The following is a 22,894-nucleotide window of genomic DNA, read 5'->3' as shown; positions in this document are numbered from 1 at the left end:
ATGGCTGCGATCACGAGTACCCCAGAACCCTCCGGCTGGGCCGCGCATGGCGGCGTCGTCCTGCTGCACACGCTCGCCAAGGGGCTCATCGACCTGGAGGAGAAGACCGACCTCGAAGCGTTCGCGATGCCGTACCCGGCCGAGGCACAGCGCGCGCTGGACCGGACCGTGCTCGCCTGCCTGCTGCGCGGTGCCGACCCACCGCGAAGCCTCGCGCAGTTGCTCGACTGGTGCGCGAACCGGCCTCTGTCGGACTGGCCGCTCGACCTTGCCGACGACACGGTCGGGCCGGACGACCGGCTCCTCGACGGCGATTCGGCGCGGCCGACGGAGCTGTGCCACGAGTGGGCGAAGCTCGGCCCCGATGCGGCCGGGGAGCACCTGGAAGGGGAGGTGATCCGCGCCGCGCTGCGGATGTGTCAGGAGTACGGCGAAGAGCAGAGCTACAGCGCGTTCCGGGATCTGCTGGTCGACCGGCCGGTGCTCACGTCCGCCGAGGCGTTCGAGGTGGCCGCCGACCTGCTGATGGAGCCGGTGCGCGACCTCATCGGCTGGATCTACCAGCCGGTGCCGGCAAGCCACCTGCACGACGGCGCCTACGCGACCTGCGGCCGGTGCCGGACGCTGCTCACACCGACCCGTGAAGGGACGTGGTGGTGCGAGCGGGACTGGTGCCGCCGCCAGGGGCCACCGCCGGTCGGCCGGCGGCTGTTCCCGGAAGAGGTCGGCGAAGTCCTCCAGCTGCGGCGGCCACTGCGCCAGTTCGTCACCGGCCCCGGCCGGGCCGAGATGGACCTGGCGCGCGCGCTCGTCGAACTCGGCCTGGTCATACGGATGTGGCCGGGGTTCGACAGCTACGACCTGCACGTCACGTTCCCGTCCGGGACGGTGTGGGCGGTGGACGTGAAGGACTGGGCCAGTCCCCGGCTGCTCGGGATGGCCGCCCGTCCCGTGCGGCCGACCCCGCCCTACGACGAGGCGTACTGGGTGGTGCCGCGGCATCGCGTCGCCGACCGTCCGGGCTATGTCGCCACGTTCGAGCGCAACCGGCCGCCCGAGGCCCGGGCCGTCCGGCTGCTCACCGACGACGACCTCGTACGGCTCGCCGCCGAGCTACTGCGCCGGCGCCGAAGGACGGAAGGAGACCGGCATGCGTGATCGGACCACCTGGTACCGGGGCGTCACCGCGGAGTTGGGACGCCATTGGAGCGGGCTACCGCTGGAGCTGCAGGAAACCAGGCCGTCCCTGTTCTGCCAGGTCGAGCTCGCGCTGCGGCTGCTGGAGAAGGTGGCTCCCGGTGAGGCGGGCGAAGGAGCGTACACACTGCTCGGCGGCTATCCCTTCGCTCGCGCCATGGGTTTCGCGGTGACGGAGCAGGACGAAACGGCCCTCGCCTCCGGCAGGCACCTGCTGTGGACCCTGCGGCGGCACCGCACGTGGGTGCAGGCGCTGGAGACCTACCGGCGTTTCCCCGAGAGGCTGCGGGCCTACGAGGTGCCCCCCAAAGAACGGCCCGACAGGCTGAGTCTGACCGTCGCCAACGACAGGTTCACCGTCTATGACGCCGCGCTCAGCGCTCCTCCCCCGTTCGCCGCCGAGAAGTTCAAGCTCGCCCCCGCCGGACGCAGCAGCTTCGTCGAGCGGCGGCGGATGGCCTCGGTCACGCTGCCCGCCGAACTCGCCCGGCCGCGCCCGGCCGGACACGACCTTTCGGCGGGTCGGCGCGGGAACGGCGCACCGCTCACCGTCACCCGAGGCGACCTGCTCGAAACCGCGCGGTGGATGGACGCCCGTGAACGCGAGGAGGAGGTCGAGAAGCCGGGCCACTGGGAGAGCCGGCTTTCGGAAGTGCGCATCGCGCTGCGCGACGACGGCGGGGAGACGTTCACCGAGCGGGAGCAGTTTCGGCTGGACGGTCTCGTCCACATGGCCGGCATGGTGGGGGCGGGCAAGAGCACGCTGATGATCCTGGTGGCGGTCTGGGCGGCGCGACTGGCCAGGCCGCTGCGCACCACCCTCGTCGTCGGCGACGTGGCCGAGCAGCTGCGGCTCAACGCGCTGCTGGGCGGGATCGGTGTGCCTGCCGTCCCGGTGCTCGGTGCGAGCACCCGGGAGAACCACATCCAGCGGCTGCACCGGCGGCTCGCCTCGCAGGGGCAGGGTTCCCTGCTCGAACATCACGACGAGCGGTTCGACCAGCTGAGCACCGTTTGCGTGGTGGACGCCCTCCGCGGCACGGAAGCGGGCCGGCCGCTGCGCTACGCCGACGCACCCTGTAATTCGCTCCGCCCGGAGGTCCCGGGTGCCGAAGAGGAGGCGCAAGGCGTCCTGCCGGAGCGGTTCCGCGCACGCGCGCCCGAGCCAGAACGGCCCCGTGTTCCCGCCGAGGATTTCGGCAAGGCCCATGGATGCCCCCTGTGGGGCGCCTGCCCCCGCCATCAGAGCGCGCGGGAGCAGGTCGAAGCGCTTGTGTGGATCGCCAACCCGGCGAGCCTCGTGCAGAGCGCAGTGCCGCGGCATCTCAACGACGAGCGGCTGCGCCAGCTCGAACTCGCCTGCCTCCAGAGCGACATCGTGTTCGTGGACGAGGCGGACGCAGTGCAGATGCGACTGGACCAGATCTTCGCCCCGTCCGCGACGCTCGTCCAGCCGGGACCGGACTCGTGGCTCGACCAATTGCACACCCACAAGATCGAGGAGCTGTCGCGGCGGGCGAGGCTTCCGCTCACCGACGTCGAGATCAACCGCTGGAACTCGGCGCTGGGCGTGGTGAGCACCGCGACCGACGTCCTGTACCGGACGCTGATCGCCGATGAGGAACTGCGGCGCTGGGCCGACATGGACTACTTCAGCCCGTGGACGCTCCAGGAGAAGTTGCTGGCCGACTGGTTCCAGGAGCGGACGACGGCGGAGGAGACCGATGGCGTCCCCGACGAACACGAACTCTTCGAGGCGTACGAGAACGACATGGTCGAACCCGAGCCGGTCACGGCCGTCGCCGATGCCCGGCGACGCGAGCTGACCGAGTTGTTCGACGCGTTCCGCGACGACCCGCTCGGACGGCGCGGCCCCTACGGGTCCGCGACCGACGACATGATCGACCTGACCCGCGACCTCCTGCACAGCGACTCGATGAGGGAGACCCGCGCCCGCACCAGGACGTTCCTGGAACGATTGCTGGACGACACGCCCGCGCCGGTCGGCGACGGGGACTGGGTGGAGACGACGTCACGGCGGCTGGAGTTCATGCTCCTGCTGTCCGCGCTCAACCACCGCCTCGACCGGCTCACCTTCCTGTGGCCGCAGGTCGAGGCGGCCCTGCGGCTCGACACCACGGGCAACGAGCTCGCCCGCAGGCCCCCGCTCGACTACGCACCGATCATTCCCGAGTCGCCGATGGGCAACGTCCTCGGCTTCCAGTACCTGCCGGACGAGCGGGAACGGGACGAGGACGGGCGGCACAGCGGGACCCTGCGGTTCTTCCGCTGCGCGGGCGTCGGCCGCGAACTCCTGCTCGCGCTCCCCCGGCTCGGCGCCGGCACCGGGCGACCCGGGCCCCATGTGGTCCTGATGTCCGGCACGAGCTGGGCGGGCGCGTCAACACGCGCGCACGTGACCGCACCGGTCAACGTTGTCCTGAAGCCCTCGGACCGTGCTCTAGCGGCCGTCCGCCGCACCACGTTCTCGACCCGCTTCCTTTACGACGGCGAAGGCCACGCGATGAGCCTGTCCGGGACGCCGCCGAAGGCCCGTCCCGCCGCGGCGCGGGCTCTCGCCGCCCGGCTCGGCGGTCCCGGTCGGGCAGGAACCTCCAGCCCGCTCGCACAGGAGCTCATGCTCGTTGAGGACGACACCCGCCGCCGGGCCATCCTGCTCGTCGGCAGCTACAAGGAGGCCGGCACGGTCGCTGCCGAACTGCACGCCATGGAGCGGTGGCATGGCCGCGTCCGCGTCCTCGCGGCCGACGACGCGGACCTCGACGCGGCCGTGCCCCTCGCCGTGGCGCAGCACGACCAGGACGGGCCCGTCGGCGTGCTCCGCCGCGGCGACCTGGCGACCTTCGCCGAGGATCCGAGCGCGGAGGTGCTCGTCGCACCGCTGATGGCCGTCGAGCGGGGACACAACATCCTCAACGCGCAGCACAACGCCGCCTTCGGCACCGCGCTGTTCCTCGCTCGGCCGCACCCGCGTCCCGACGACCTGTCCCTCGCGGTGTTCGCCATCAATGACTGGACGGCGCGGTTCGTCCGCGACCAGGCCAGGGCGGACGACCGCGCCGGCCCCGCGACCTTCACCGAACTCGTCGGCAAGGCGGCTGGGCTGAACCGGGCCGGGCTCGACTTCCGGTACGAGGCCCGGCAGGAGTGGCGGCGGCTGCTGTCACGCCGGTACGTCTACTCGCGGCTCTCCGATTGGGAGAAGCGCTGCTTCACATGGGACCAGCTCGTGACCACGTGGCAGGTCATCGGGCGGCTCGTCCGCGGCGGTGTCCCGGCCCGCGTCGTCTTCGTCGACGCGAAGTTCGCACCGAAGACCGCCGCCGCGCTCGCGCCCGGCAGGCGATCCGGTCCCGCACCCGCGCGTGACGGCCTGCTCGCGGGGCTGCGCGACATCCTCACCCCCTACTTCGACCCGGCAGCAGACCCCGCGTGGTTCGCCGACCCTGCCGACCCGACCCTGGCGCGCCTGCTCTACGAGCCGCTGTACGACGCCCTGTGCAACATCACCCACCGGACCTGACGGAGCCTCATCATGCCTGTGTACGACCGCGTGCGGGCCGCCGCATGGCTGCCCGCCTCCCCTGACGCGTCCCTCACGGCGCACTATCGAGCACTGCCGTTTCCCGAGCAGTGGCGGGACGTGATGCTCGACCTGTGCAACACCGGCCGTTCCGAGGACTTGGAGCCGTACCGCACCGTCCCCACTCACCGGATGGACCAGGTGCTGCAAACCCTCGCACCCGACCACCTCGTCCTGGGACGCCCGTTCTCCGGGCAGGGCGGCGCCGGGCACTGGATCCTCGTCCCCGAAGGCACCGCGGCCCTTCCCGAGCCCGCGTTCCGCGCGCTACGTGACGCCTGGCTCAGCGACCTGCGCCCCGACATGGCCGGTTCCCTCGAGTACCGGGAACTCCTGAGCAGAGCGCGGAGCCTTCTGGACGAGGCGCCGCCGTCGTGGCGCCCCGTCGAACTGGAGCTTCTGCGCTGCCCGGTGACCGAAGGCGGAACGGCCGCACCACTCGACCACCAATACCCGCTGACCACCGACTGGATCGCGCGGCGAGTACTCGCCTTGGAGCCTTACGACTTCGACGGCGGACGGCTGCGCTTCCATGCCGTACCGCGGGGCCCGAGGGACCAAGGCGCCGAGCTGGTGTCCGAGCCGCTGCCGTTCGAAGCGCGGGGGCGGACATGGTGGTACTCCATCCGCCTCAACATCACACTGCACACGGTCCCGTTCGAGCGGCTTCCCCGGATTCACCTGCACGCCGGGATCCGGCGCTGGGCCACCAAGGTCTCCGCCACGACGGAACGGCTGCATCTGCCCCCCAGCCGGAAGACGACCGTGCTGCTGCGTCCTCGCGTACCGTGGCTGCGCGGTGCGCCCGTCTCCGACCGGTTCGCCGTCGCGCGCTTGGAACGCCGGTGGGATCGGAAGGCGGGAGCGTGGACCACCGGGTGGGCGGACGGCGGCCCCACCGGAATCCTGCGCAGGATCTCACTGGCGGAGCCGTTCCCGGACGCCGAAGAAGTTCTCACCTCCCCCGAGAAGTGGCTCATCGATGACATGCGGGCCGCCGTCGTCCACAGCACGGCCATGGGCGGGCACGGTGTCGGGACGGGCCTCATGTCGGACCAGCGTTCGAAGATCGTGACGTGGGCGGAGGCTGCGATACCGGCCGAGCTGCGTCCCGTGCCGGAGCGCGTCCGCACCAGTCTGGGGTCTTCCGCACCATCCGTTCCCAAGCGGGCTTCGAGAGCGCAGCGTGTACGCAAGGCCACCGCCTACGCCATGACTTGCCTGAACGCTCCAGGAGCCGACGGATCACCACTCCTTGAAGCACGCCTGCTCTGGCAGACGCCGGAGATGCGTGACGCGGCGATCGACGCGCTGAGCGACCACCTCGGGCTGGTGGACGGCAACCGGCCCGACGGTGCGGAGTTCCGGGACGCCGTGCCCGGCGCTCCGGCCGTCCTGGAATGGCGGACGGTCGAACTGACGGTGCGGCTGCGCTGTATGAAGCTGACCGGCGGCTTGGGGGCCGACCTGCCGATTCCGGGCGGCGCGCGGTCCACCAAGGCGGCGGTGACGGCGGCGATCACGGCTCGGCGGGACGAGGCAACCGCGTTCCTGGCCGCGGACCGTCCGGGCCCCATCCCGTCGATCGCGCTGGTCGAGCTGGACCGGGCCGCCGACTTCAGAACCGCGGACCACGATCCCAAGTTCGCCCTGCGGCTGGGGTTCGCCGAAGCCGGCGTGCTGACCCAGTTTCTTGCGGTGCCCAAGAAGGTCAAGGGCTACAACTCGCTCGGCAACGCCGAGCATCGAGCGCTGATGGCCTGGGACGACGGCCTGCGTCAACTCGGCGCCCGTGTCCACACCCGGTCGGGGCCCGGCACCGGAGTGCCCGCCGGGATGCGGTTCGCGGCGATCTGGATGGTGCGCAAGAACCGGAGAAGCCGCACCCGTTGGGCGGGGCACATCCCCATCGCGGTGCTGATGACGCCGGGTCCTGAAGAGGGCACCGCTCGCGTACAGGGATGGGACGCCGCAGCGGACAGCGGCGCCGGTGATTGGATTTCGTATCCGGCGATGCTTCTGCGGCTCACCCAGCACGTCGACGTCTCCTCTGTGGTGTCGGGGGGCGAGGAGGAAGACGGCCCCGCCGGGCGTCGGCCGAGCCGACGGCGGAACAAGGAGGAACAGCGGAGAGCGACCGGGGAGTGGCTCCAGAAGGTACAGCGCTCGCTGCGGGGCGCCCCGACCATGCTGCTCGCGGACGCGCAGAACGCGCGTTCATTCTGGCCCTGGCTGCAGGACGGGACAGTCGAGGCCGACCGTATACGCACCGGGCATGCGCCGGCCCGCCGGCTCGACCCAGATCTGCGGCTCGTCCGCGTGCGAACCGGGCAGGGCCGAGAGACGCCGCAATGGTGGGGCGTCAACCGTGAGGACGGCCCCAACGGCATTCCGTCCCACCTATGGGTGCCTCAGCAGGGCGGCCGCGTCTTCTGGAGCACCACCCCCAAGCCCGTACAGTTCCAGAGCTCTGCGGTCGTGGCCGACAAACTCGGTGGCCGGCGGCTCACCCAAGGCCCACGGGCCGGCGAACTGACGGTGGACACCGACAAGCCGGCCTGGAATCCGAGCCTGGTGGAACTCGCGGTGCTCGGATGCCACGAAGCTGACGGCGATGTGCCGGAGGCTCTGGCACTCGTTGTGCACCATCTGCGCCAGCCCGCGGATTATCCGGAAGCTCTCAGCCTGCCTCTGCCGCTACATCTGGCCGGGCTGGCCCAGCAGTACGTCCTGCCACTCCCGCCAGAAGGGTCAGGAAGCTAGGGACTCGCGGGCGGTCATGAGGGCGAAGCCGAGGAGGTTCTCGCCGCGCCAGGACGAGACCTGCTCGGCTCGGGGGTCGTCGGCGGTCAGGCCGATGCCCCAGATGCGGTCCAGGGGGCTCGCCTCTACGAGGATGCGGTCGCCGGTGCCGAGGAGGTAGTCGCGGAGGTCTTTGTTCTGGCCGAACTTCGCCTCGCTGCCTCTTGTGACTATCGCCACACGGTTGTCGCGCCACCTTTGCTCGTCGAAGTCCCGGACGCGGCGGCCGAGGTCTTTCGCGCGGCGGGGATGAGTGGCGGCGATGATTGCGGACGCCGTTTCCTCGTCGCCGAACAGGCGGGCTTTCTCCGCCATCATGAAGTGCTCGGCGGTCGCGTAGGTCGTTCCTTCGAGGGTGAAGGGGGACGGCCACCACTGGCTGAGGTAGCCGGGTCCGGGGGTCTGGTGGCCCCAGAAGAACAGGAACTTCAGGCGGGCGCCCTCGTTCTGGAGGCGGGTCAGTTCGGCTGCGTCCATGGGGAGAAGGGTGCCGGACGGGGCGCGGCCGGGCCACCGGGTTTCCCGGACGGGAATGAATGATCCATTAGCGGTGTTCACCATTGCGTCGCGTCCCGCGGGGGAGGGACGCGGTCTAGACCATTTTGCGAAAGCGGGCCGGTGGCCGCGAACATCGTGTCATTGCCCCGGCTCGAACTGGGAGGACAGCAGTACCAATGGACAACGCCCTGGCGAACCCCCGTCGCACCAAGATCGACTCCTGGCCGGAGCGGCCCTCGGACGCCGAGTCCGAGCGTCCCGCGGAGGCGGAGGCCGATGTCGATCTCGCCGCACGCTGACGGCACATGGATCGAGACCCGTCCGGCTGATCCGGGCGGGTTCTTCGCGTTAGGGGGCGGCGCGCCCGGCGGCGTCCTGGACGGCGGGACGGCGGGCGCGCCGCGGGTCAGCGGGGCGGGGCCGTGCTGGCGCGCAGGACGATCTCGCCGGCGACGCGCTCGATGCGGCTGCGGCGGGCGGCGGGCTCGCGCATGGCGAGGCCCATGACGCGCTCGCCCATCACGTCCAGCGGCAGCGCGACGGTGGTGAGCGGCGGGGTCAGGTCGCGGACGATCGGGATGTCGTCGAAGCCCGCGAGCGAGATGTCGTCCGGCACGGCGACGCCGTGGTCGCGGAAGGCGGCGAGGGCGCCGATCGCCATGACGTCGGTGACGGCGAACACGCAGGTCGGGCGGGTGCGGCGGGTGAGCAGTTCGGCCGCCGCCGCGTAGCCGCCGTCGCGGGTGAAGGCCGCCTCCACGATGTGCTCGGACGGGACGCGCACGCCCGCGTCGGCGAGCGCGTCGGTGAAGCCGCCGAGCCGGTCGGACACGGTGGTCAGCGCGTGCGGGCCGGTCAGCACGGCGAAGTCGCGGTGGCCGAGGTCGAGCAGCGCGCGGGCGAGCGCGGCGGCGCCCTCCCGGTTCTGCGGCAGGACGGCGTCCACCTTGAGGCTGCGGTGCCGGCTGAGGACGGCGACGCGGCCGCCGGTGCGCTGGTAGGGGTCGAGTTCGGCGGCCATCGCCCGCTCCCACTCGCGGTCCTCGAAACCGGAGCCGATCAGCAGGATCGCGCGGGCCCGCTGGGCGCGCAGCATCGCCACGTACTCGATCTCGCGGGCCGGGTCGCGGAACGTGCTGGCGAGCATGACGAGCATCCCGTGGTCGGCGGCGGTGCGCATCACGCCGCGGGCGACGCCGGCGAAGTAGGGGTCGCTGACGTCGTGGCAGACGACGCCGACCGACTTGCTGGACGAGCTGGCGAGCGCCTGCGCGTGCGCGTTCGGGGTGTAGCTGAGCCGCCCCGCCGACGCGAGCACGCGCTCCCGCAGGTCGGCGCGGACCTGCGAGGTCCCGTTCAGGACGCGGGAGGCGGTGGCGAGCGAGACGCCGGCGTCGCGGGCGACGTCCTGCAGCGTCACGTAGGCCCGGTCCGCGCGCTGCTCCTCGGCGGCTTCGGTCATCGCGCTCCTCGGTCGACGCGGGCCAGCGCGGCGGGTTCCCGGCGAACTCCCTCTTGACCGCGGTGCGCGTCCCTTCTTACGGTACATCAGAAAGCGCTTTCTGAACGCGCTTTCACTGGCACCCGTCCCGGAGGACCCCATGGTGAGTCAGGGCACGACGACCGCGCCGCCCCCCGCGCAGGCGTCCGGCGTCGTCGAACGCGGCCGGCCCGGCGCTGGCGAGCGGATCCGCGACGGCCTGGAGCGGTCGTGGCGGCCGGTCGCGCTGCTGCTGGCCTGCTTCGCCGCCTGGTGGGCGGTAAGCGCTTTCACGCTGGTCGAGGAGTACCTCGTCCCCTCGCCCGGCGCGACGCTGCGGCTCATGGCCGACAAGTGGGGCTACATCTGGCACCACACCTGGGTCACCACGTACGAGACGCTGATCGGCTTCGCGCTCGCGGTGCTCATCGGCGTCCTCGCCGCGGTGCTCATGGTGTACTCGGCGACGGTCGAGCGCACCCTCTACCCGATCCTGCTGTTCGCCCAGGTCATCCCGAAGATCGCGATCGCCCCGCTGTTCGTGGTGTGGCTCGGCTTCGGCATCGGCCCCAAGATCGTCGTCGCGGTCCTGATCGCGTTCTTCCCGGTGGTGATCTCGATGGTCGCCGGGCTGAAGGCGGTGGACCCGGAGATGCTGGAGCTGTCGGCCACGATGGGCGCGAGCCCGCTGGCCGCGTTCGCCAAGATCCGGCTGCCCGCCTCGCTCCCCCACCTGTTCTCCGGCCTGAAGGTCGCGGTCACCCTCGCCGTCACCGGCGCCGTCGTCGGCGAGTTCGTCGGCGCGAACGAGGGCCTCGGCTACGTGATCCTGCAGGCCAACGGCAACCTCGACACCCCGATGCTGTTCGCCGGGCTGCTGGTCATGTCGGCCATCGGCGTCGTGCTGTTCGTCGTCGTCGAGGTCGCGGAGAAGCTCCTGCTGCCCTGGCACGCGAGCCGCCGCGCCGAAGCCGTCACGACCACCTACTGACCCCCGCCGCAACCCACCCTACGGAGGGCCGTCCGATATGAAACTCCGCACCCTCGCCATCGCCGTCCTCGCACCGGTCGTGGCGTTCGCCGGCGCCGCCTGCGGCGGGGACTCCGACGAGACCACGAGCGCCTCGGGCAAGAAGCTGACCAAGGTCGTGCTGACCCTGAACTGGTACCCCTACGGCGAGCACGCGCCGTTCTACTACGGCAAGAAGAAGGGCATCTACGAGAAGCACGGCATCGACCTGGAGATCAAGGCCGGGCAGGGGTCGCAGAAGACCGTCCAGGCCACCGCCGCCGGGCAGACCGACTTCGGCTGGGCCGACACGCCCGCGCTGCTGTCCGCCGTCGACAAGGGGATGCCGGTCAAGAGCGTCGGCGTGTTCCTGCAGACCACGCCCGCCTCGGTGCAGTCGTTCACCTCGTCGGGGATCACGAAGCCCGCCGACCTGAAGGGCAAGAAGATCGCCGGGACGGCCGGGGACGCGCTGGCGCGCACCTTCCCGGTGTTCCTGCAGAAGAACGGGATCGACCCGAGCGAGGTGCCCGTCCAGAACACCGACCCGGCCGGGAAGATGGCGGCGGTGCTGTCCGGCAAGACGGCCGGGCTGATGGGCTTCGCCAACGACCAGGGCCCGACGATGGCCGACAAGTCCGGCAAGGACGTGTCGTACCTGCGGTACGCCGAGTTCGGGCTGAACTTCTACTCCAACGGCCTCATCGTCGGCGAGCGGAAGCTGAAGAGCGACGCCGGCCTCGTCAAGAAGATGGTCGCGGCCACCAGCGAGTCCTGGACGGCGGCGGAGGGCGACCAGGCGGGCGCCGTCGCGAGCATGGCCGGCGCGTCCGAGCAGCTCCCGCCGGACAAGGTCGTCACCGAGCAGTTCAAGACGACGCTGACGCTGCTGCACACGTCCGCGACGCAGGGCAAGGCCCCCGGCGTCAACTCCGAGGACGACTGGAAGACGACCATCTCGACCTTCCAGCAGGCCGGGGTCATCGAGAAAGCGCAGCCGCCGTCGGCCTACTGGCAGGCGTCGGCCGCTCCGCAGGCATGACGGGACGAGCGTTGAAGACCATGAGCGAATCGGCCGCCGGAACGAAGACCGGCCGGGAGACCGCCGTCAGCCTCGACAAGGTCGCGGTCCGGTTCCGCACCCGCAAGCGCGACGTCACGGCGCTGCGCGAGGTGTCGCTGGACGTCGCGATGGGAGAGTTCGTCGCGATCGTCGGACCGTCCGGCTGCGGCAAGTCCACGCTGCTGAAGCTGGTCGCGGGACTGCTGAAGCCGTCGTCCGGCACCGTGCTGCTGCGCGGCGACAAGGTCGCCGGGCCGCGCCACGACATCGGCTACGTGTTCCAGCGCGCCGCGCTGCTGGAGTGGCGCAGCGCCCGCAAGAACATCCTGCTCCAGGCGGAGATGCGCAAGATGCCGGCGGAGCAGGCCCGCAGGCGCACCGCCGAGCTGATCGAGATGACCGGGCTGACCGGGTTCGAGGACGCGCTGCCGCACGAGCTGTCCGGCGGCATGCAGCAGCGGGTCGCGCTGTGCCGGGCGCTGCTGCACGAGCCGCCCGTCCTGCTGATGGACGAGCCGTTCGGCGCCCTCGACGCGCTCACCCGCGAGCAGCTCAACGTCGAGATGAACCGGATCTGGCGGGAGACGGGCACGACGATCCTGCTCGTCACGCACTCGATCGCCGAGGCCGCGTACCTGGCCGACCGGGTCGTGGTGATGACCGAGCGGCCCGGCACCATCGACGAGGTCATCGACGTCGGCCTGCCGGCCGAGCGCGACTACTCCGCGACCATGGCCCGCCCCGAGTTCGCCCGCGTCACGAGCCGCGTCCGAGGTCTGCTCGGCGCGGGTGCCGCGGCCGATTGACACACATACACCACAGGTTGGGAAGGAACGGGATGGAACGCAGGTCCATCGGGATCGTCATGAACGGCGTCACCGGCCGGATGGGGTACCGCCAGCACCTCCTCCGCTCGATCCTCGCGATCCGCGAGCAGGGCGGGGTGCGCACGGGCGACGGCACCGTGCTGTGGCCGGAGCCGGTGCTCGTCGGGCGCAGCGAGGCCAAGCTGCGCGGCCTGGCGGAACGGCACGGGCTGACCGCCTGGACGACGGACCTGGCCGAGGCGCTGGCGCGTCCGGACATCGACGTCTACTTCGACGCGCAGGTCACCGGCGCCCGGGTCGAGGCGATCAAGGCGGCCGTCGCGGCGGGCAAGCACGTCTACACCGAGAAGCCGCTCGCCGAGGACCTGGACGGCGCGCTCGCGCTGGCCCGGCTCGCGGACGAGGCCGGCGTCAAGCACGGCGTCGTCCAGGACAAGCTGTTCCTGCCGGGCCTGCTGAAGCTGAAGCGCCTGGTCGACGGCGGCTTCTTCGGCCGGATCCTGTCGGTGCGCGGCGAGTTCGGCTACTGGGTGTTCGAGGGCGACTGGCAGGAGGCGCAGCGGCCGAGCTGGAACTACCGGGCCGAGGACGGCGGCGGCATCATCCTCGACATGTTCTGCCACTGGCGGTACGTGCTGGACGGGGTGATCGCGCCGGTCCGGTCCGTGCAGGCGCTCGGGGCGACGCACATCCCCGAGCGGGTGGACGAGGACGGCAAGCCCTACGAGGCCACCGCCGACGACGCCGCCTACGGCATCTTCGAGCTGGACGGCGGGATCATCGCGCAGGTCAACTCGTCCTGGACGACCCGGGTCTTCCGCGACGAGCTGGTGGAGTTCCAGGTGGACGGGACGGAGGGCTCGGCGGTCGCCGGGCTGCGCCGCTGCCGCGTCCAGCACCGGTCGATGACGCCGAAGCCGGTGTGGAACCCCGACCTGCCCGCCACCGAGGACTTCCGCTCGCAGTGGCAGGAGATCCCGGACAACACCGAGTTCGACAACGGCTTCAAGACACAGTGGGAGATGTTCCTGCGGCACGTCGCGCTCGATGCCCCGTTCGCGTGGGACTTCTACGCGGGCGCCCGCGGCGTGCAGCTCGCCGAGCTGGGCCTGCGCTCGTGGCGGGAGGGCCGCCGCCTGGAGGTCCCGGACCTGTGAAGATCGAACTGCCGGGGTCGCTCGCGCCCTACACGATGGGCGAGCCCCGCACCTACGAGCCGCCTCCCGGGCCGAGCACGGCGCGGGTCGCGTACGCGGCCGCGCACGTGGTGCCGGATGTGTCCGGCGACTCGCTCGACTGGGACACGACGCTGGCGTTCCGGCGGCACCTGTGGTCGTACGGGCTCGGCGTCGCGGAGGCGATGGACACCGCGCAGCGCGGCATGGGCCTGGACTGGGCGGCGACCCGCGAGCTCATCGTGCGGAGCGGTCGGGAAGCGCTTTCAGTCGGCGGCCGGATCGTCTGCGGCGCGGGCACCGACCAGCTCCCGCCCGGCCCCGCGACGCTGGACGAGATCGCGGCGGCCTACACCGAGCAGCTCGCGGTCATCGAGTCGGCCGACGCGGTGCCGGTGCTGATGGCGAGCCGCCACCTGGCCGCCGCCGCGCGCGGGCCGGAGGACTACGCCGACGTCTACGGGCGGCTGCTGGCGCAGGTCGGGCGGCCGGTCGTCCTGCACTGGCTGGGGCCGATGTTCGACCCTGCACTGGACGGCTACTGGGGCTCCCCCGACCTCGGCGCGGCGGCGGATGCGCTGCTGGCCCTGATCGGCGAGCACGCGTCCCGGATCGACGGGGTGAAGATCTCGCTGCTGGACGCCGGCCGGGAGATCGCGTTCCGGCGGCGGCTGCCGTCCGGCGTGCGCCTCTACACCGGAGACGACTTCAACTACCCGGAGCTGATCAGGGGCGACGCCGAGGGGCACAGCGATGCGCTGCTCGGCATCTTCGACCCGATCGCGCCCGCCGCCGCGGCGGCCCTGCAGGCGCTGGACGGCGGCGACCTCGCGTCCTACGACGAGATGTTCGCGCCGACCGTGCCGCTGTCGCGCCACCTCTTCGAGGCGCCCACCTACTACTACAAGACGGGTGTGGTGTTCCTGGCCTGGCTGACCGGCCACCAGCGGCACTTCCGCATGGTGGGCGGGCTGGAGACCGCGCGTTCCGTGCCGCACATGGTGCGACTGTTCCAGCTCGCCGACGCCGCCGGCCTCTTCCCCGACCCCGGTCTCGCGGCGCACCGGATGCGCGCCTGGCTGACCGTCCAAGGAGCCGCGTCATGAGGTTCAGCCTCAACCAGTGGACGACCCGGCACTGGCCGCTGCCCGAGCTGGCGGACGGCTGCGCCGCGGCCGGCGTCACGGGTGTCGGCCTGTGGCGCGAGCCCGTCGCCGAGTACGGCCTGGCCCGCACCGCCGAGCTCATGCGCGACCACGGGCTCGCAGTCACGTCCCTGTGCCGGGGCGGCTTCTTCCAGGAGCCGGACGCGCTGGAGAGCAACCGGCGCGCCATCGAGGAGGCCGCCGAGCTGGGCGCGACCGTCCTGTGCCTGGTCAGCGGCGGGCTGCCGGAGGGCTCCCGCGACCTGGACGGCGCACGCGCACGCGTCGCCGACCTCCTCGCCGAACTCGCGCCCTACGCGGGCGAGCACGGCGTCCAGCTCGCGATCGAGCCGCTGCACCCGATGTACTGCTCCGACCGCTGCGTGGTCTCCACCCTCGCGCAGGCGCTCGACCTGGCCGCGCCGTTCCCGTCCGCCCAGGTCGGCGTCATGGTCGACACCTACCACCTGTGGTGGGACCCGGACGCCTGGACGGGCATCGCCCGCGCGGGCGCCGAGGGCCGGGTGTCGCTGTTCCAGGTCGCCGACTGGGTGACGCCGCTGCCCGAGGGCGTCCTCACCGGGCGCGGCATGCTCGGCGACGGGTGCGTGGAGCTGCGGCGCTTCCGCGAGGCCGTGGACGCGACCGGCTACACCGGTCCGATCGAGGTGGAGATCTTCAACGACGCGCTGTGGGCCATGCCCGGCCCGGACGCCCTGGCCCTGACCCTCGCCCGCTACCGCGAGCACGTCGCATGACGCACGCGCCGGGACCCGGCGTGCCGCCCTCATGAGAACGGCACGCCGCGGCTCGACGCGCCCGGCGGCGGCGCCCGGCCGGAGCTGGCGGGCGGCGTCGGGGGCGTGGCTCGGGATCGGCACGGCGCCGGGCGCGCTCGTCCTCGGGGCGCAGGTCGGCGGGCGGCACGGCGGCGCGCTGCCCGTCCTGGTCCTGGCGGTCGGCGGCGCCGTCATGGCGGCGCTGCTGCTCGCGCAGGGGCGCCTCGGCCTGCGCGCACCGGCCGGCGAGGACGCGGGCATGGCCGAACTGGCGCCGCGCTACCTGCCACCGGTCGCCGAGCGCGCCTTCACCGCGCTGCTCGCGGTCGCGATGGTGGGCTGGTTCGGCTTCAACCTCGGCCTGGGCGGCGCGGCCGCCGCGGCGCTCGGCGGCGTCCCGGACGCCGCCGGGGTCGCGGCGCTGACCGTCCCGCTGGTCGCGGTGCTGATCGGCGGCGGCGGGCGGTGGAACGCGGTCGCGGTCGTGACCACGCTCACCGCGATCGCGCTGATCGGCATCGTCGCGGTGAAGCTCGCGCCGCCCGCGTCGCCGGTGTCGCTCGCGCGGGACGGCCCGCCGGGCGTCCTCGCCGCGGACCTCGCCGGCTACATCGGGTACGTGTCGGTGTTCGCCGTGCGGGCGCCCGACTTCACGGTCGGCCTGCGCGGGCGCGGCGACCTCGCGGCCTGCGTCGCGCTCCTCGTCGTCCCGGCGCTCGCCGCCTCCGTCGTGGGCGCCGGGGTGGCGGCGGCGAGCGGCTCCACCGACGTCGTCGCCGTTCTCGCCGGGCCCGACGGGCTGCCGGCCGCGAACCTGTTCGTCGCCGCGTCGGTCATCGCCCCGACCTTCGCAGCGGTCCACTCCGGTGCCTTGGCGGTCCGCCGCTTCCTGCCCCGCGAACGCGGCCGGGACAGTGGCTCCCCGGGAGCGGAGGGCGGGTCGGCCGGGCTCAGCGCTCCGGCGCGCGGAGCCGGATCAGAGCGGGGGCGGTCGGCGCGCGTGGACGGACGGCAGGTGGTGGCCGTGCTGGCGATCGCCGTGCCCGGGGCGGTGCTCGCCGCGCTGCGCGTCGACCGGATGCTGCTCGACTGGCTGACGGTGCTCGCGGCGGCGCTGCCGGCGCTCGTGCCGCCGATGGCGGCGGAGGCCGCGCGGCGGCGGCGCGGACGGCCGGCGCATCCCGTGGCCACCTGGATCTGGGCGCCCGGGGCCGCGGTGGCGGTGGCGCTGACCGTGGCCGGGTACGCGGCGGCGGCACCCGCCGGCCTGCTCGTCTCCGCCGCCGGGACGCTCGTCCACGCGTGGCGGCGCCGGGTCCGGGCGTGAGCCGATGTGGACATGTGCCAAGACCGGAAATCGTTCTTGACGCCGGGCGGGACCGGCCGTACGTTCGAGAAAGCGCTTCCAGAAAGCGCTTTCCAGCCACCCCTCACACCCTGGACGGCCGGAATGCGACGAAAGCTCCACTGGTGTCTCCTCGCGCTCGCGGCGCTGCTGCTGCCGCTGCTCGCCGTACCGCCGGCGGCGCAGGCGCGGGACGACGCGCCGATCCTCGACCCGATCCCCGACGACCCCGCCCCGTCCGGCCTCGGCCTCGTCCTGCGGGAGGTCGCGCAGCTCCCGCAGTCGAAGCCCACCGGAACCCCCACCGACCCGCGGCTGCTGCGGTGGAACCGCATCAACTACGTCGGCGAGGTCCCCGACCACTCGGGCCGCCTGTACGTGCCGGACCTGAACGGCAACCTGTACCTGCTCGACAAGAAGACCCGCACCCCGCACGTCTACCTGGACGTCGCCGCCACGTTCGCGCCCGACTTCTTCTCCCAGGCCGGGCTCGGGCAGGGCTTCGGGTTCGTGGCGTTCCATCCCGACTTCCGTAAGAACGGCAAGTTCTACACCGCGCACGTCGAGGCCGGGAACGCGCTGAAGACCAAGACGCCCGACCTCACGCCGCAGCCGAACACCGGCTACCACGGCGTCATCGACGAGTGGACGGCGTCCGACCCGAAGGCCGGCACGTTCTCCGGGACGCACCGGGAGGTCCTGCGCATCGGGTTCTCCGGCCGCATCCACAACCTCCAGCAGATCGACTTCAACCCCAACGCGCGTCCCGGCGACGCCGACTACGGCATGCTCTACCTGACGGTCGGCGACGGCGGCAACGGCAACGTCGGCGACAACGGAGGCGACCCGCAGAACCTCGCCGTCCCGCAGGGCAAGATCCTGCGGATCGACCCGTCCGGGAACAACAGCGCCAACGGCGAGTACGGCGTCCCCGCCGACAACCCGTTCGCCGGGCAGGCCGGCAGGCTCGGCGAGATCTACGCCTACGGCATGCGCGACCCGCACCGGTTCAGCTGGGACACCGGCGGCACGCACCGCATGTTCCTCGCGCACATCGGCGAGCACGAGATCGAGTCGATCCACGAGATCTACCCCGGCGCCAACATCGGATGGAGCGAACGCGAGGGCGCGTTCACCTTCCGCAAGGACGACCGCTGCCACCTGTACCCGCTGCCGGCGGACGACGGCAAGTACGACTACGAATACCCGCTCGCGGCCTACGACCACGACCCGCCGCCCGACTGGAACTGCCGCAGCGACGTCGGCCACGCCATCTCCGGCGGCTACGTCTACCGGGGCGCCAAGCTGCCCGCGCTGCGCGGCAAGTACCTGTTCACCGACATCGTGGACGGCCGGCTCATGTACACCGAAGAGTCGGAGATGAAGCACGACGCGTCCGGCAGGAACCGCGCGCAGATCTACGAGCTGGCGGCGTACGACACGTCCGGCAAGCCCGTCACGATGCGGGAGCTGGCCGGTGACGAGCGCGTCGACCTGCGCTACGGCATGGACGCCGAGGGCGAGCCGTACCTGCTCGCCAAGGCCAACGGCAAGATCTGGAAGGTCGTCGACACAAAGCGGATCGCGTCCTGCAAGGCGGGCCCTGTCCAGGTCAAGCACGCGACGGACGCCGGGAGCTGGGCGCCGGTCACGCCGTCGAAGTGGACGTTCACCGGTGGCGAGGTCGTCCTCGCCGAGGCCGGCGAGCAGCGGCCGGGCCCGCGCCGCCCGTTCGAGTACGCGGTGCTCACCAAGGGTCCGGTGCTCGGCTCGACGCGGATCCAGGCGCAGGTGCGGCTCGACACGCCGGTGTCGGTGAGCAACCGGGACGTCATCGTCGTCTTCGGCTACCAGGACGACACGCACTTCTACTACGCGCACCTGTCCAGCGACAACACCATCTACCCGCACAACGGGATCTTCCTGGTGAACGGCGCCGACCGGCAGCGCATCGACCAGCAGTGGAACGCCAACCGGTCGCACGGCGCGCCGCCGTCCATCACGGACGAGGCGTGGCACGGCGTCCGGGTGGACCGCTGCGCGGAGACCGGCGAGACCGCCGTCTACGTGGACGGCTCGTCCCGCCCCGTGTTCACGGCGCTCGACACGACCCTCGGCTCCGGCCGGGTGGGCTTCGGCTCGTTCGACAACACCGGCCGGCTCCGCGGCCTGACCGTCCGCGGAACCCCAGCGAAGTAGCGGCCTCCTCCGGGCGGGCGGCGGGCCCCGGCGCCCGCCCGGAGGGCTCCAAGGAGTCCACCATGCTGATTCGCCGCGGCCCCGCAGCGCTCGCCACCGTGCTGCTCGGCGCCTCCCTCACCGTCGCGACCCCCGCCCGAGCCTCGACCGGCGGCGTCTTCCCGCCCCTGAAGAAGAACCTGATCTCCTACTACGACTTCGAGCATCCCGTGCCCGGCGACCCGTCCCGCGAGGTCGACCGCGGCCGGTCCGGGACGACGATCGACCTGATCAACGGCGGCGCCGCCATGCGGGTGCGGGACGGCGCGCGTCGGCACGCCGTCCAGCTCAAGCAGGTGGACCCGTCCCTGAACGGGAACGACGACTGGAAGGCGGGGATCTACTCGGCGACGGGCGTGCCGTCCCTGCACGCGTTCAACGCCGCCAAGGGCGCGACCCTCATGGGCTGGTTCAAGATGACCGGCACCAACCCGAGCCCCAACACCGTCACCGCGAACCCCGACGACAAGTACAACGCGATCGGGCTGTCGGGCCTGCTCACCGGCGACTCCGACGGCCACGGCGTGCGTGCGCTGCTGGAGATCATCGATGTGTCAGGCACCCTGCGCGTCGTCGCGCTGGGCCGCCGCGTGGACGGGTCGAAGTCGCAGACGTTCGCGGCGAGCGAGGACTGGCAGAGCGTCCTCCCCCAGAACACCTGGGTGCACCTCGCCGCGACGTTCGACTACGACACCGGCCAGATGGCGCTCTACAAGAACGGCGCGCCGCTGCCCGGCTTCTACACCGTGGCCGGTGACCCGTGGGGCGTCGACGGCGCCCCAGAACCCGACGTCACGTCCGCGACCGACCCGCGCGGCATCAAGATCGGCGGCAGCTTCCCGCAGAACAACCTCGAACGGAACCCCTGCAACTGCCGCATGGACGGCCTGATGTTCCTGGACCGCGCCCTCACCCCCAAGGAGGCCGCGATCCAGTACAGATTCGCAGGCCACTGACCCCGACAACCCGCCGGCGCCCGCCCCGCGCGTGCGCCGGCGGTTCTCGATTCGGCAGGTCAGCGCATGACCTCGGCGTCATTCCACCGGGAACCCGCCGCCTGCCGGACGGCCTCCCTGATCGTTTCCGCGTCCCTCTCGTACGGGCTCAGGTCGCACACTTTCACGCCCGCGAGATCGGCCTTCCATTCGGGATGGTGCATGCGCTTGGGGAGTCGCATGGGCGGGTGCTCGGGCCAGGCCATGAGCCACATGTCCTTCGACACGTCCAGCGGGCGGGCGATCCGCACCTCGTCCACCTGGTCCCAGGGGATCCTCGTCGTGTTGCCGCGCGCTCGCACCTCCACGCCGCCCTCGTCCACCCGGAGTTCCATCGGGTTGAGCACGGACTGGAAGGTGGCCAGGCCGCCGACGAGGGCGACGGCGAAGACGCCGATCACGATGATGCCGAGCCCCTTGCCGTCCACACCGAGGAACGGCGCCGCGATCATCACGGCGACCATCAGGGCGGCGACGCCGAGCGCCCCGAACGCCGCCCGCCGGAAAGGCTTCTTATCCGCGTGAAAGACGGCAGGCTCCATCGGACTTCCCCGGCTCGAGAGTGCGGCGACAGGATGACAGCAGACTTTACCGACAAAGTCCCTACTCGTCGGGCGCGTTGAGCACGGAGTACGGGGCTCGCGCCCGACCGGCCGTTTCCTCGGCGTCCCGCGTTGCGGTCCAGGTGCCGAGCAGCCGGAGCGCCTCCTCGGACGGCGATCCGGGCTCCGGCGCGTAGGCGTAGATCCAGCGTTCGCCGTCGTGCAACTGGAGCGCCTCGACCTGCAGCCCGATCTCGCCGACGACGGGGTGGCGGAACCGCTTGGGGCCCCGGCACGGCACCTCGACGTCGTGCTCGGCCCACCAGTTCCGGAACTCGGGGCTCGCGACGGACAACTCGCCGATCAGCGCCTGCAGCCGCTTGTCGCGCGGGTAACGGCCCGCGGTCTCCCGCAGAACCCCGACGCTCACGCGCGCGTTCATCTCCCAGTCGAGGTGGAGGTCACGCGTCGACGGCTCCAGGAACAGCCAGCGCGGATGGTTGGACGCCCCGGACGGCATCGGTTCGAGCCCCACCAGCAGGGCCCGCCCCATCCGGTTCATCGCATGGACGTCCCCGCGCGAGTCGATGACGAACGCGGGGATCGTGAAACTGCCGAGCATCGTCCGCATGCCCGCGTCGAGGGGCGGGAGCCGCAGTTCGCCGGGCTCGGGCGGGGCGACGGCCGCCCGGACGAGGTTGTGCAGGTGCAGCCGCTCGACCTCCGCCAGCCGCAGCGCGCGGGCGATCGCGTCGAGCACCTGGTCGGACGGCTGCAGGGGCCGGCCCTGCTCCATGCGGGCGTAGTAGTCGAGGCTCACGGCGGCCAGCATCGCGACCTCCTCGCGCCGCAGGCCCGGGACGCGGCGCCGGCCGCCGGCCGGGATGCCCACGTCCTCGGGCCGGACGCGCGCCCGCCGGGTCCGCAGGAACTCTCGCAGCTCAGCGTTCTTGGCCATGCCTCAACGGTAGGCGGCAAGTGCCCGGCTTGGGTGGGTCTGTGCGTCCGAGGTCGCCGCCGCCACTGGTGGGGCCGGGACGCGCGCCGCAAGGTGAACGCATGACCACCATCACTCAGACCTCACCGCTCGGCGACCGGACCGTGCGGCGCATCGGCTTCGGTGCGATGCAGCTCGCCGGCCCGTGGGTGTTCGGCCCGCCCGCCGACCCGGACGCGGCCCGTGCCGTGCTGCGCCGCGCCGTCGACCTCGGCGTCGACCACATCGACACCGCCCAGGTCTACGGCCCCGACGTCGTCAACGAGCTCATCGCCGAGGCGCTGCACCCGTACCCGGACGGCCTCGTCCTCGCCACGAAGGTCGGCGGCGCCCGCGACGAGCAGGGCGGATGGGTCCGGGCGTCCCGTCCGGAGCAGCTGCGGGCGACCGTCGAGCAGGACCTGCGCACCCTGCGGCGCGAGCGGATCGACCTCGTGAACATGCGGTTCCAGGTCGGCGGCCCCGAACCGGACGACGTCCCGCTCGCCGACCAGCTCGGCACCCTCACCGACCTGCGCGACGAGGGCAAGCTCGACCTCATCGGCCTCTCGACCGCGTCAGCCGAGGTCGTCGAGGCCGCGCTAGAGATCACCCCGATCGCCGAGGTGCAGAACGCCTACGGCATCGCGAACCGGACGGACGAGCCGGTCGTCGACCTCTGCCGCGCGAACGGCATCGCCTACGTCCCGTACTATCCGCTCGGCTCCGCGTTCACCGGCGGCCCGCAGGCACTCGCCGCAGACCCGGCGATCGCATCGGTGGCCGCCGAGCACAGCGCCTCGGCGTCGCAGATAGCCCTCGCCTGGCTGCTGGCCCACTACGACCGCATGCTGCTGATCCCCGGCACGAGCTCGATCGCCCACCTGGAAGAGAACCTGGCCGTAGACGCCATCAAACTGGACGAAGCCGACCTATCCACCCTGGACCGCGTCACCCCCCTACCAGCCCCCAACTTCTGACTAGTGCGGTGCCCACGAATGCCGACCAGGCCGCCGCCTCGTTGACCTGCGGCGTGTTGTTGTTTCCGACGCGCTCATAACAACAACACGCCGCAGGTCAACGCACCCGGTGAACCTTGGTGGACACCGCACTAGGGGCATAGGCGGGCGGTGTGGAGGCCGGTGTCGGTGGCGGCGATGAGGGTGCCGTCCGGGCAGAGGGCCAGGTCGTTGACGGGGGCGGGCACCTCGATGCGGTG

At 71.9% G+C, this 22,894-nt stretch carries 18 protein-coding genes; 14 read left to right on the top strand and 4 right to left on the bottom strand.

What is annotated here, in order from left to right:
• From E1284_RS19010 to E1284_RS19000, 3 genes are read left to right on the top strand one after another with little or no spacing between them, the layout of a single operon-like run.
• Positions 1 to 1,158 carry a pPIWI_RE_Y domain-containing protein gene (locus tag E1284_RS19010; protein WP_131940722.1) on the top strand — a complete coding sequence of 386 codons (1,158 nt, stop codon included), beginning with the start codon at positions 1 to 3 and terminating at the stop codon, positions 1,156 to 1,158.
• The gene (locus tag E1284_RS19005; RefSeq protein ID WP_131940720.1) at positions 1,151 to 4,741 is read left to right on the top strand and encodes a pPIWI_RE_Z domain-containing protein; all 3,591 of its coding nucleotides are present in this window, start codon (positions 1,151 to 1,153) and stop codon (positions 4,739 to 4,741) included. Before E1284_RS19010 ends, E1284_RS19005 begins: the two co-directional genes overlap by 8 nt.
• Positions 4,742 to 4,753: 12 nt before the next feature.
• Entirely contained in the window at positions 4,754 to 7,564 is a 2,811-nt protein-coding gene (locus tag E1284_RS19000; protein WP_131940718.1) for a pPIWI_RE module domain-containing protein, read from the top strand.
• On the opposite strand, the gene E1284_RS18995 is transcribed toward E1284_RS19000, so the two are convergent.
• Complete coding sequence (locus tag E1284_RS18995) at positions 7,553 to 8,080, bottom strand: NADAR family protein (RefSeq protein ID WP_131940716.1); 528 nt, start codon at positions 8,078 to 8,080, stop codon at positions 7,553 to 7,555. The genes E1284_RS19000 and E1284_RS18995 overlap by 12 nt on opposite strands.
• 197 nt (positions 8,081 to 8,277) lie before the next feature.
• On the opposite strand from E1284_RS18995, the gene E1284_RS43685 reads away from it, so the two are divergent.
• Positions 8,278 to 8,400 carry a hypothetical protein gene (locus E1284_RS43685; protein ID WP_279433052.1) on the top strand — a complete coding sequence of 41 codons (123 nt, stop codon included), beginning with the start codon at positions 8,278 to 8,280 and terminating at the stop codon, positions 8,398 to 8,400.
• A 107-nt stretch (positions 8,401 to 8,507) separates the two neighbouring features.
• Here the strand turns inward: E1284_RS43685 and E1284_RS18990 are convergent, their stop codons facing one another.
• Complete coding sequence (locus tag E1284_RS18990) at positions 8,508 to 9,563, bottom strand: LacI family DNA-binding transcriptional regulator (RefSeq protein WP_131940714.1); 1,056 nt, start codon at positions 9,561 to 9,563, stop codon at positions 8,508 to 8,510.
• A gap of 139 nt (positions 9,564 to 9,702) precedes the next feature.
• On the opposite strand from E1284_RS18990, the gene E1284_RS18985 reads away from it, so the two are divergent.
• The 9 genes from E1284_RS18985 (at position 9,703) to E1284_RS18945 (ending at position 20,118) form a co-directional block, all read left to right on the top strand.
• Positions 9,703 to 10,572, top strand: coding sequence for an ABC transporter permease (locus tag E1284_RS18985; protein WP_207923840.1), 870 nt, complete (start codon positions 9,703 to 9,705; stop codon positions 10,570 to 10,572).
• 37 nt (positions 10,573 to 10,609) lie between these two features.
• A complete protein-coding gene (locus E1284_RS18980) occupies positions 10,610 to 11,632 on the top strand; it encodes an ABC transporter substrate-binding protein (RefSeq protein WP_131940712.1) in 1,023 nt (340 codons plus the stop codon).
• 20 nt (positions 11,633 to 11,652) lie between these two features.
• On the top strand, positions 11,653 to 12,459 hold the full coding sequence (locus E1284_RS18975) for an ABC transporter ATP-binding protein (RefSeq protein WP_243714587.1): 807 nt from the start codon (positions 11,653 to 11,655) through the stop codon (positions 12,457 to 12,459).
• 32 nt (positions 12,460 to 12,491) lie between these two features.
• Positions 12,492 to 13,637: a Gfo/Idh/MocA family protein gene (locus tag E1284_RS18970; RefSeq protein WP_131940708.1), complete on the top strand. Its 1,146-nt coding sequence runs from the start codon at positions 12,492 to 12,494 to the stop codon at positions 13,635 to 13,637.
• A complete protein-coding gene (locus tag E1284_RS18965) occupies positions 13,634 to 14,761 on the top strand; it encodes a dihydrodipicolinate synthase family protein (protein ID WP_131940707.1) in 1,128 nt (375 codons plus the stop codon). Before E1284_RS18970 ends, E1284_RS18965 begins: the two co-directional genes overlap by 4 nt.
• Positions 14,758 to 15,558 carry a sugar phosphate isomerase/epimerase family protein gene (locus E1284_RS18960; RefSeq protein WP_131940705.1) on the top strand — a complete coding sequence of 267 codons (801 nt, stop codon included), beginning with the start codon at positions 14,758 to 14,760 and terminating at the stop codon, positions 15,556 to 15,558. The genes E1284_RS18965 and E1284_RS18960 overlap by 4 nt, the downstream gene beginning before the upstream one ends.
• 31 nt (positions 15,559 to 15,589) lie before the next feature.
• Positions 15,590 to 16,906, top strand: a complete 1,317-nt coding sequence (locus E1284_RS18955; RefSeq protein ID WP_131940703.1) for an SLC5/6 family protein — start codon at positions 15,590 to 15,592, stop codon at positions 16,904 to 16,906.
• A gap of 123 nt (positions 16,907 to 17,029) precedes the next feature.
• Positions 17,030 to 19,123, top strand: a complete 2,094-nt coding sequence (locus E1284_RS18950; protein ID WP_131940701.1) for a PQQ-dependent sugar dehydrogenase — start codon at positions 17,030 to 17,032, stop codon at positions 19,121 to 19,123.
• Positions 19,124 to 19,185: 62 nt separating this feature from the next.
• A complete protein-coding gene (locus E1284_RS18945) occupies positions 19,186 to 20,118 on the top strand; it encodes a LamG-like jellyroll fold domain-containing protein (RefSeq protein ID WP_131940699.1) in 933 nt (310 codons plus the stop codon).
• A gap of 59 nt (positions 20,119 to 20,177) precedes the next feature.
• Here the strand turns inward: E1284_RS18945 and E1284_RS18940 are convergent, their stop codons facing one another.
• The gene (locus E1284_RS18940) at positions 20,178 to 20,699 is read right to left on the bottom strand and encodes a PH domain-containing protein (protein WP_131940697.1); all 522 of its coding nucleotides are present in this window, start codon (positions 20,697 to 20,699) and stop codon (positions 20,178 to 20,180) included.
• A gap of 61 nt (positions 20,700 to 20,760) precedes the next feature.
• Positions 20,761 to 21,657: a helix-turn-helix transcriptional regulator gene (locus E1284_RS18935; RefSeq protein ID WP_131940695.1), complete on the bottom strand. Its 897-nt coding sequence runs from the start codon at positions 21,655 to 21,657 to the stop codon at positions 20,761 to 20,763.
• 101 nt (positions 21,658 to 21,758) lie between these two features.
• On the opposite strand from E1284_RS18935, the gene E1284_RS18930 reads away from it, so the two are divergent.
• Positions 21,759 to 22,655 carry an aldo/keto reductase gene (locus tag E1284_RS18930; protein ID WP_207923839.1) on the top strand — a complete coding sequence of 299 codons (897 nt, stop codon included), beginning with the start codon at positions 21,759 to 21,761 and terminating at the stop codon, positions 22,653 to 22,655.
• The last annotated feature ends 239 nt before the right edge of the window (positions 22,656 to 22,894 follow it).

This window comes from Actinomadura bangladeshensis (genome assembly GCF_004348335.1).
GTDB classification, from domain to species: domain Bacteria; phylum Actinomycetota; class Actinomycetes; order Streptosporangiales; family Streptosporangiaceae; genus Spirillospora; species Spirillospora bangladeshensis.
The sequence above is the reverse complement of the archived record's forward strand: the minus strand, read 5'-3'. Positions and strand labels throughout refer to the sequence as shown.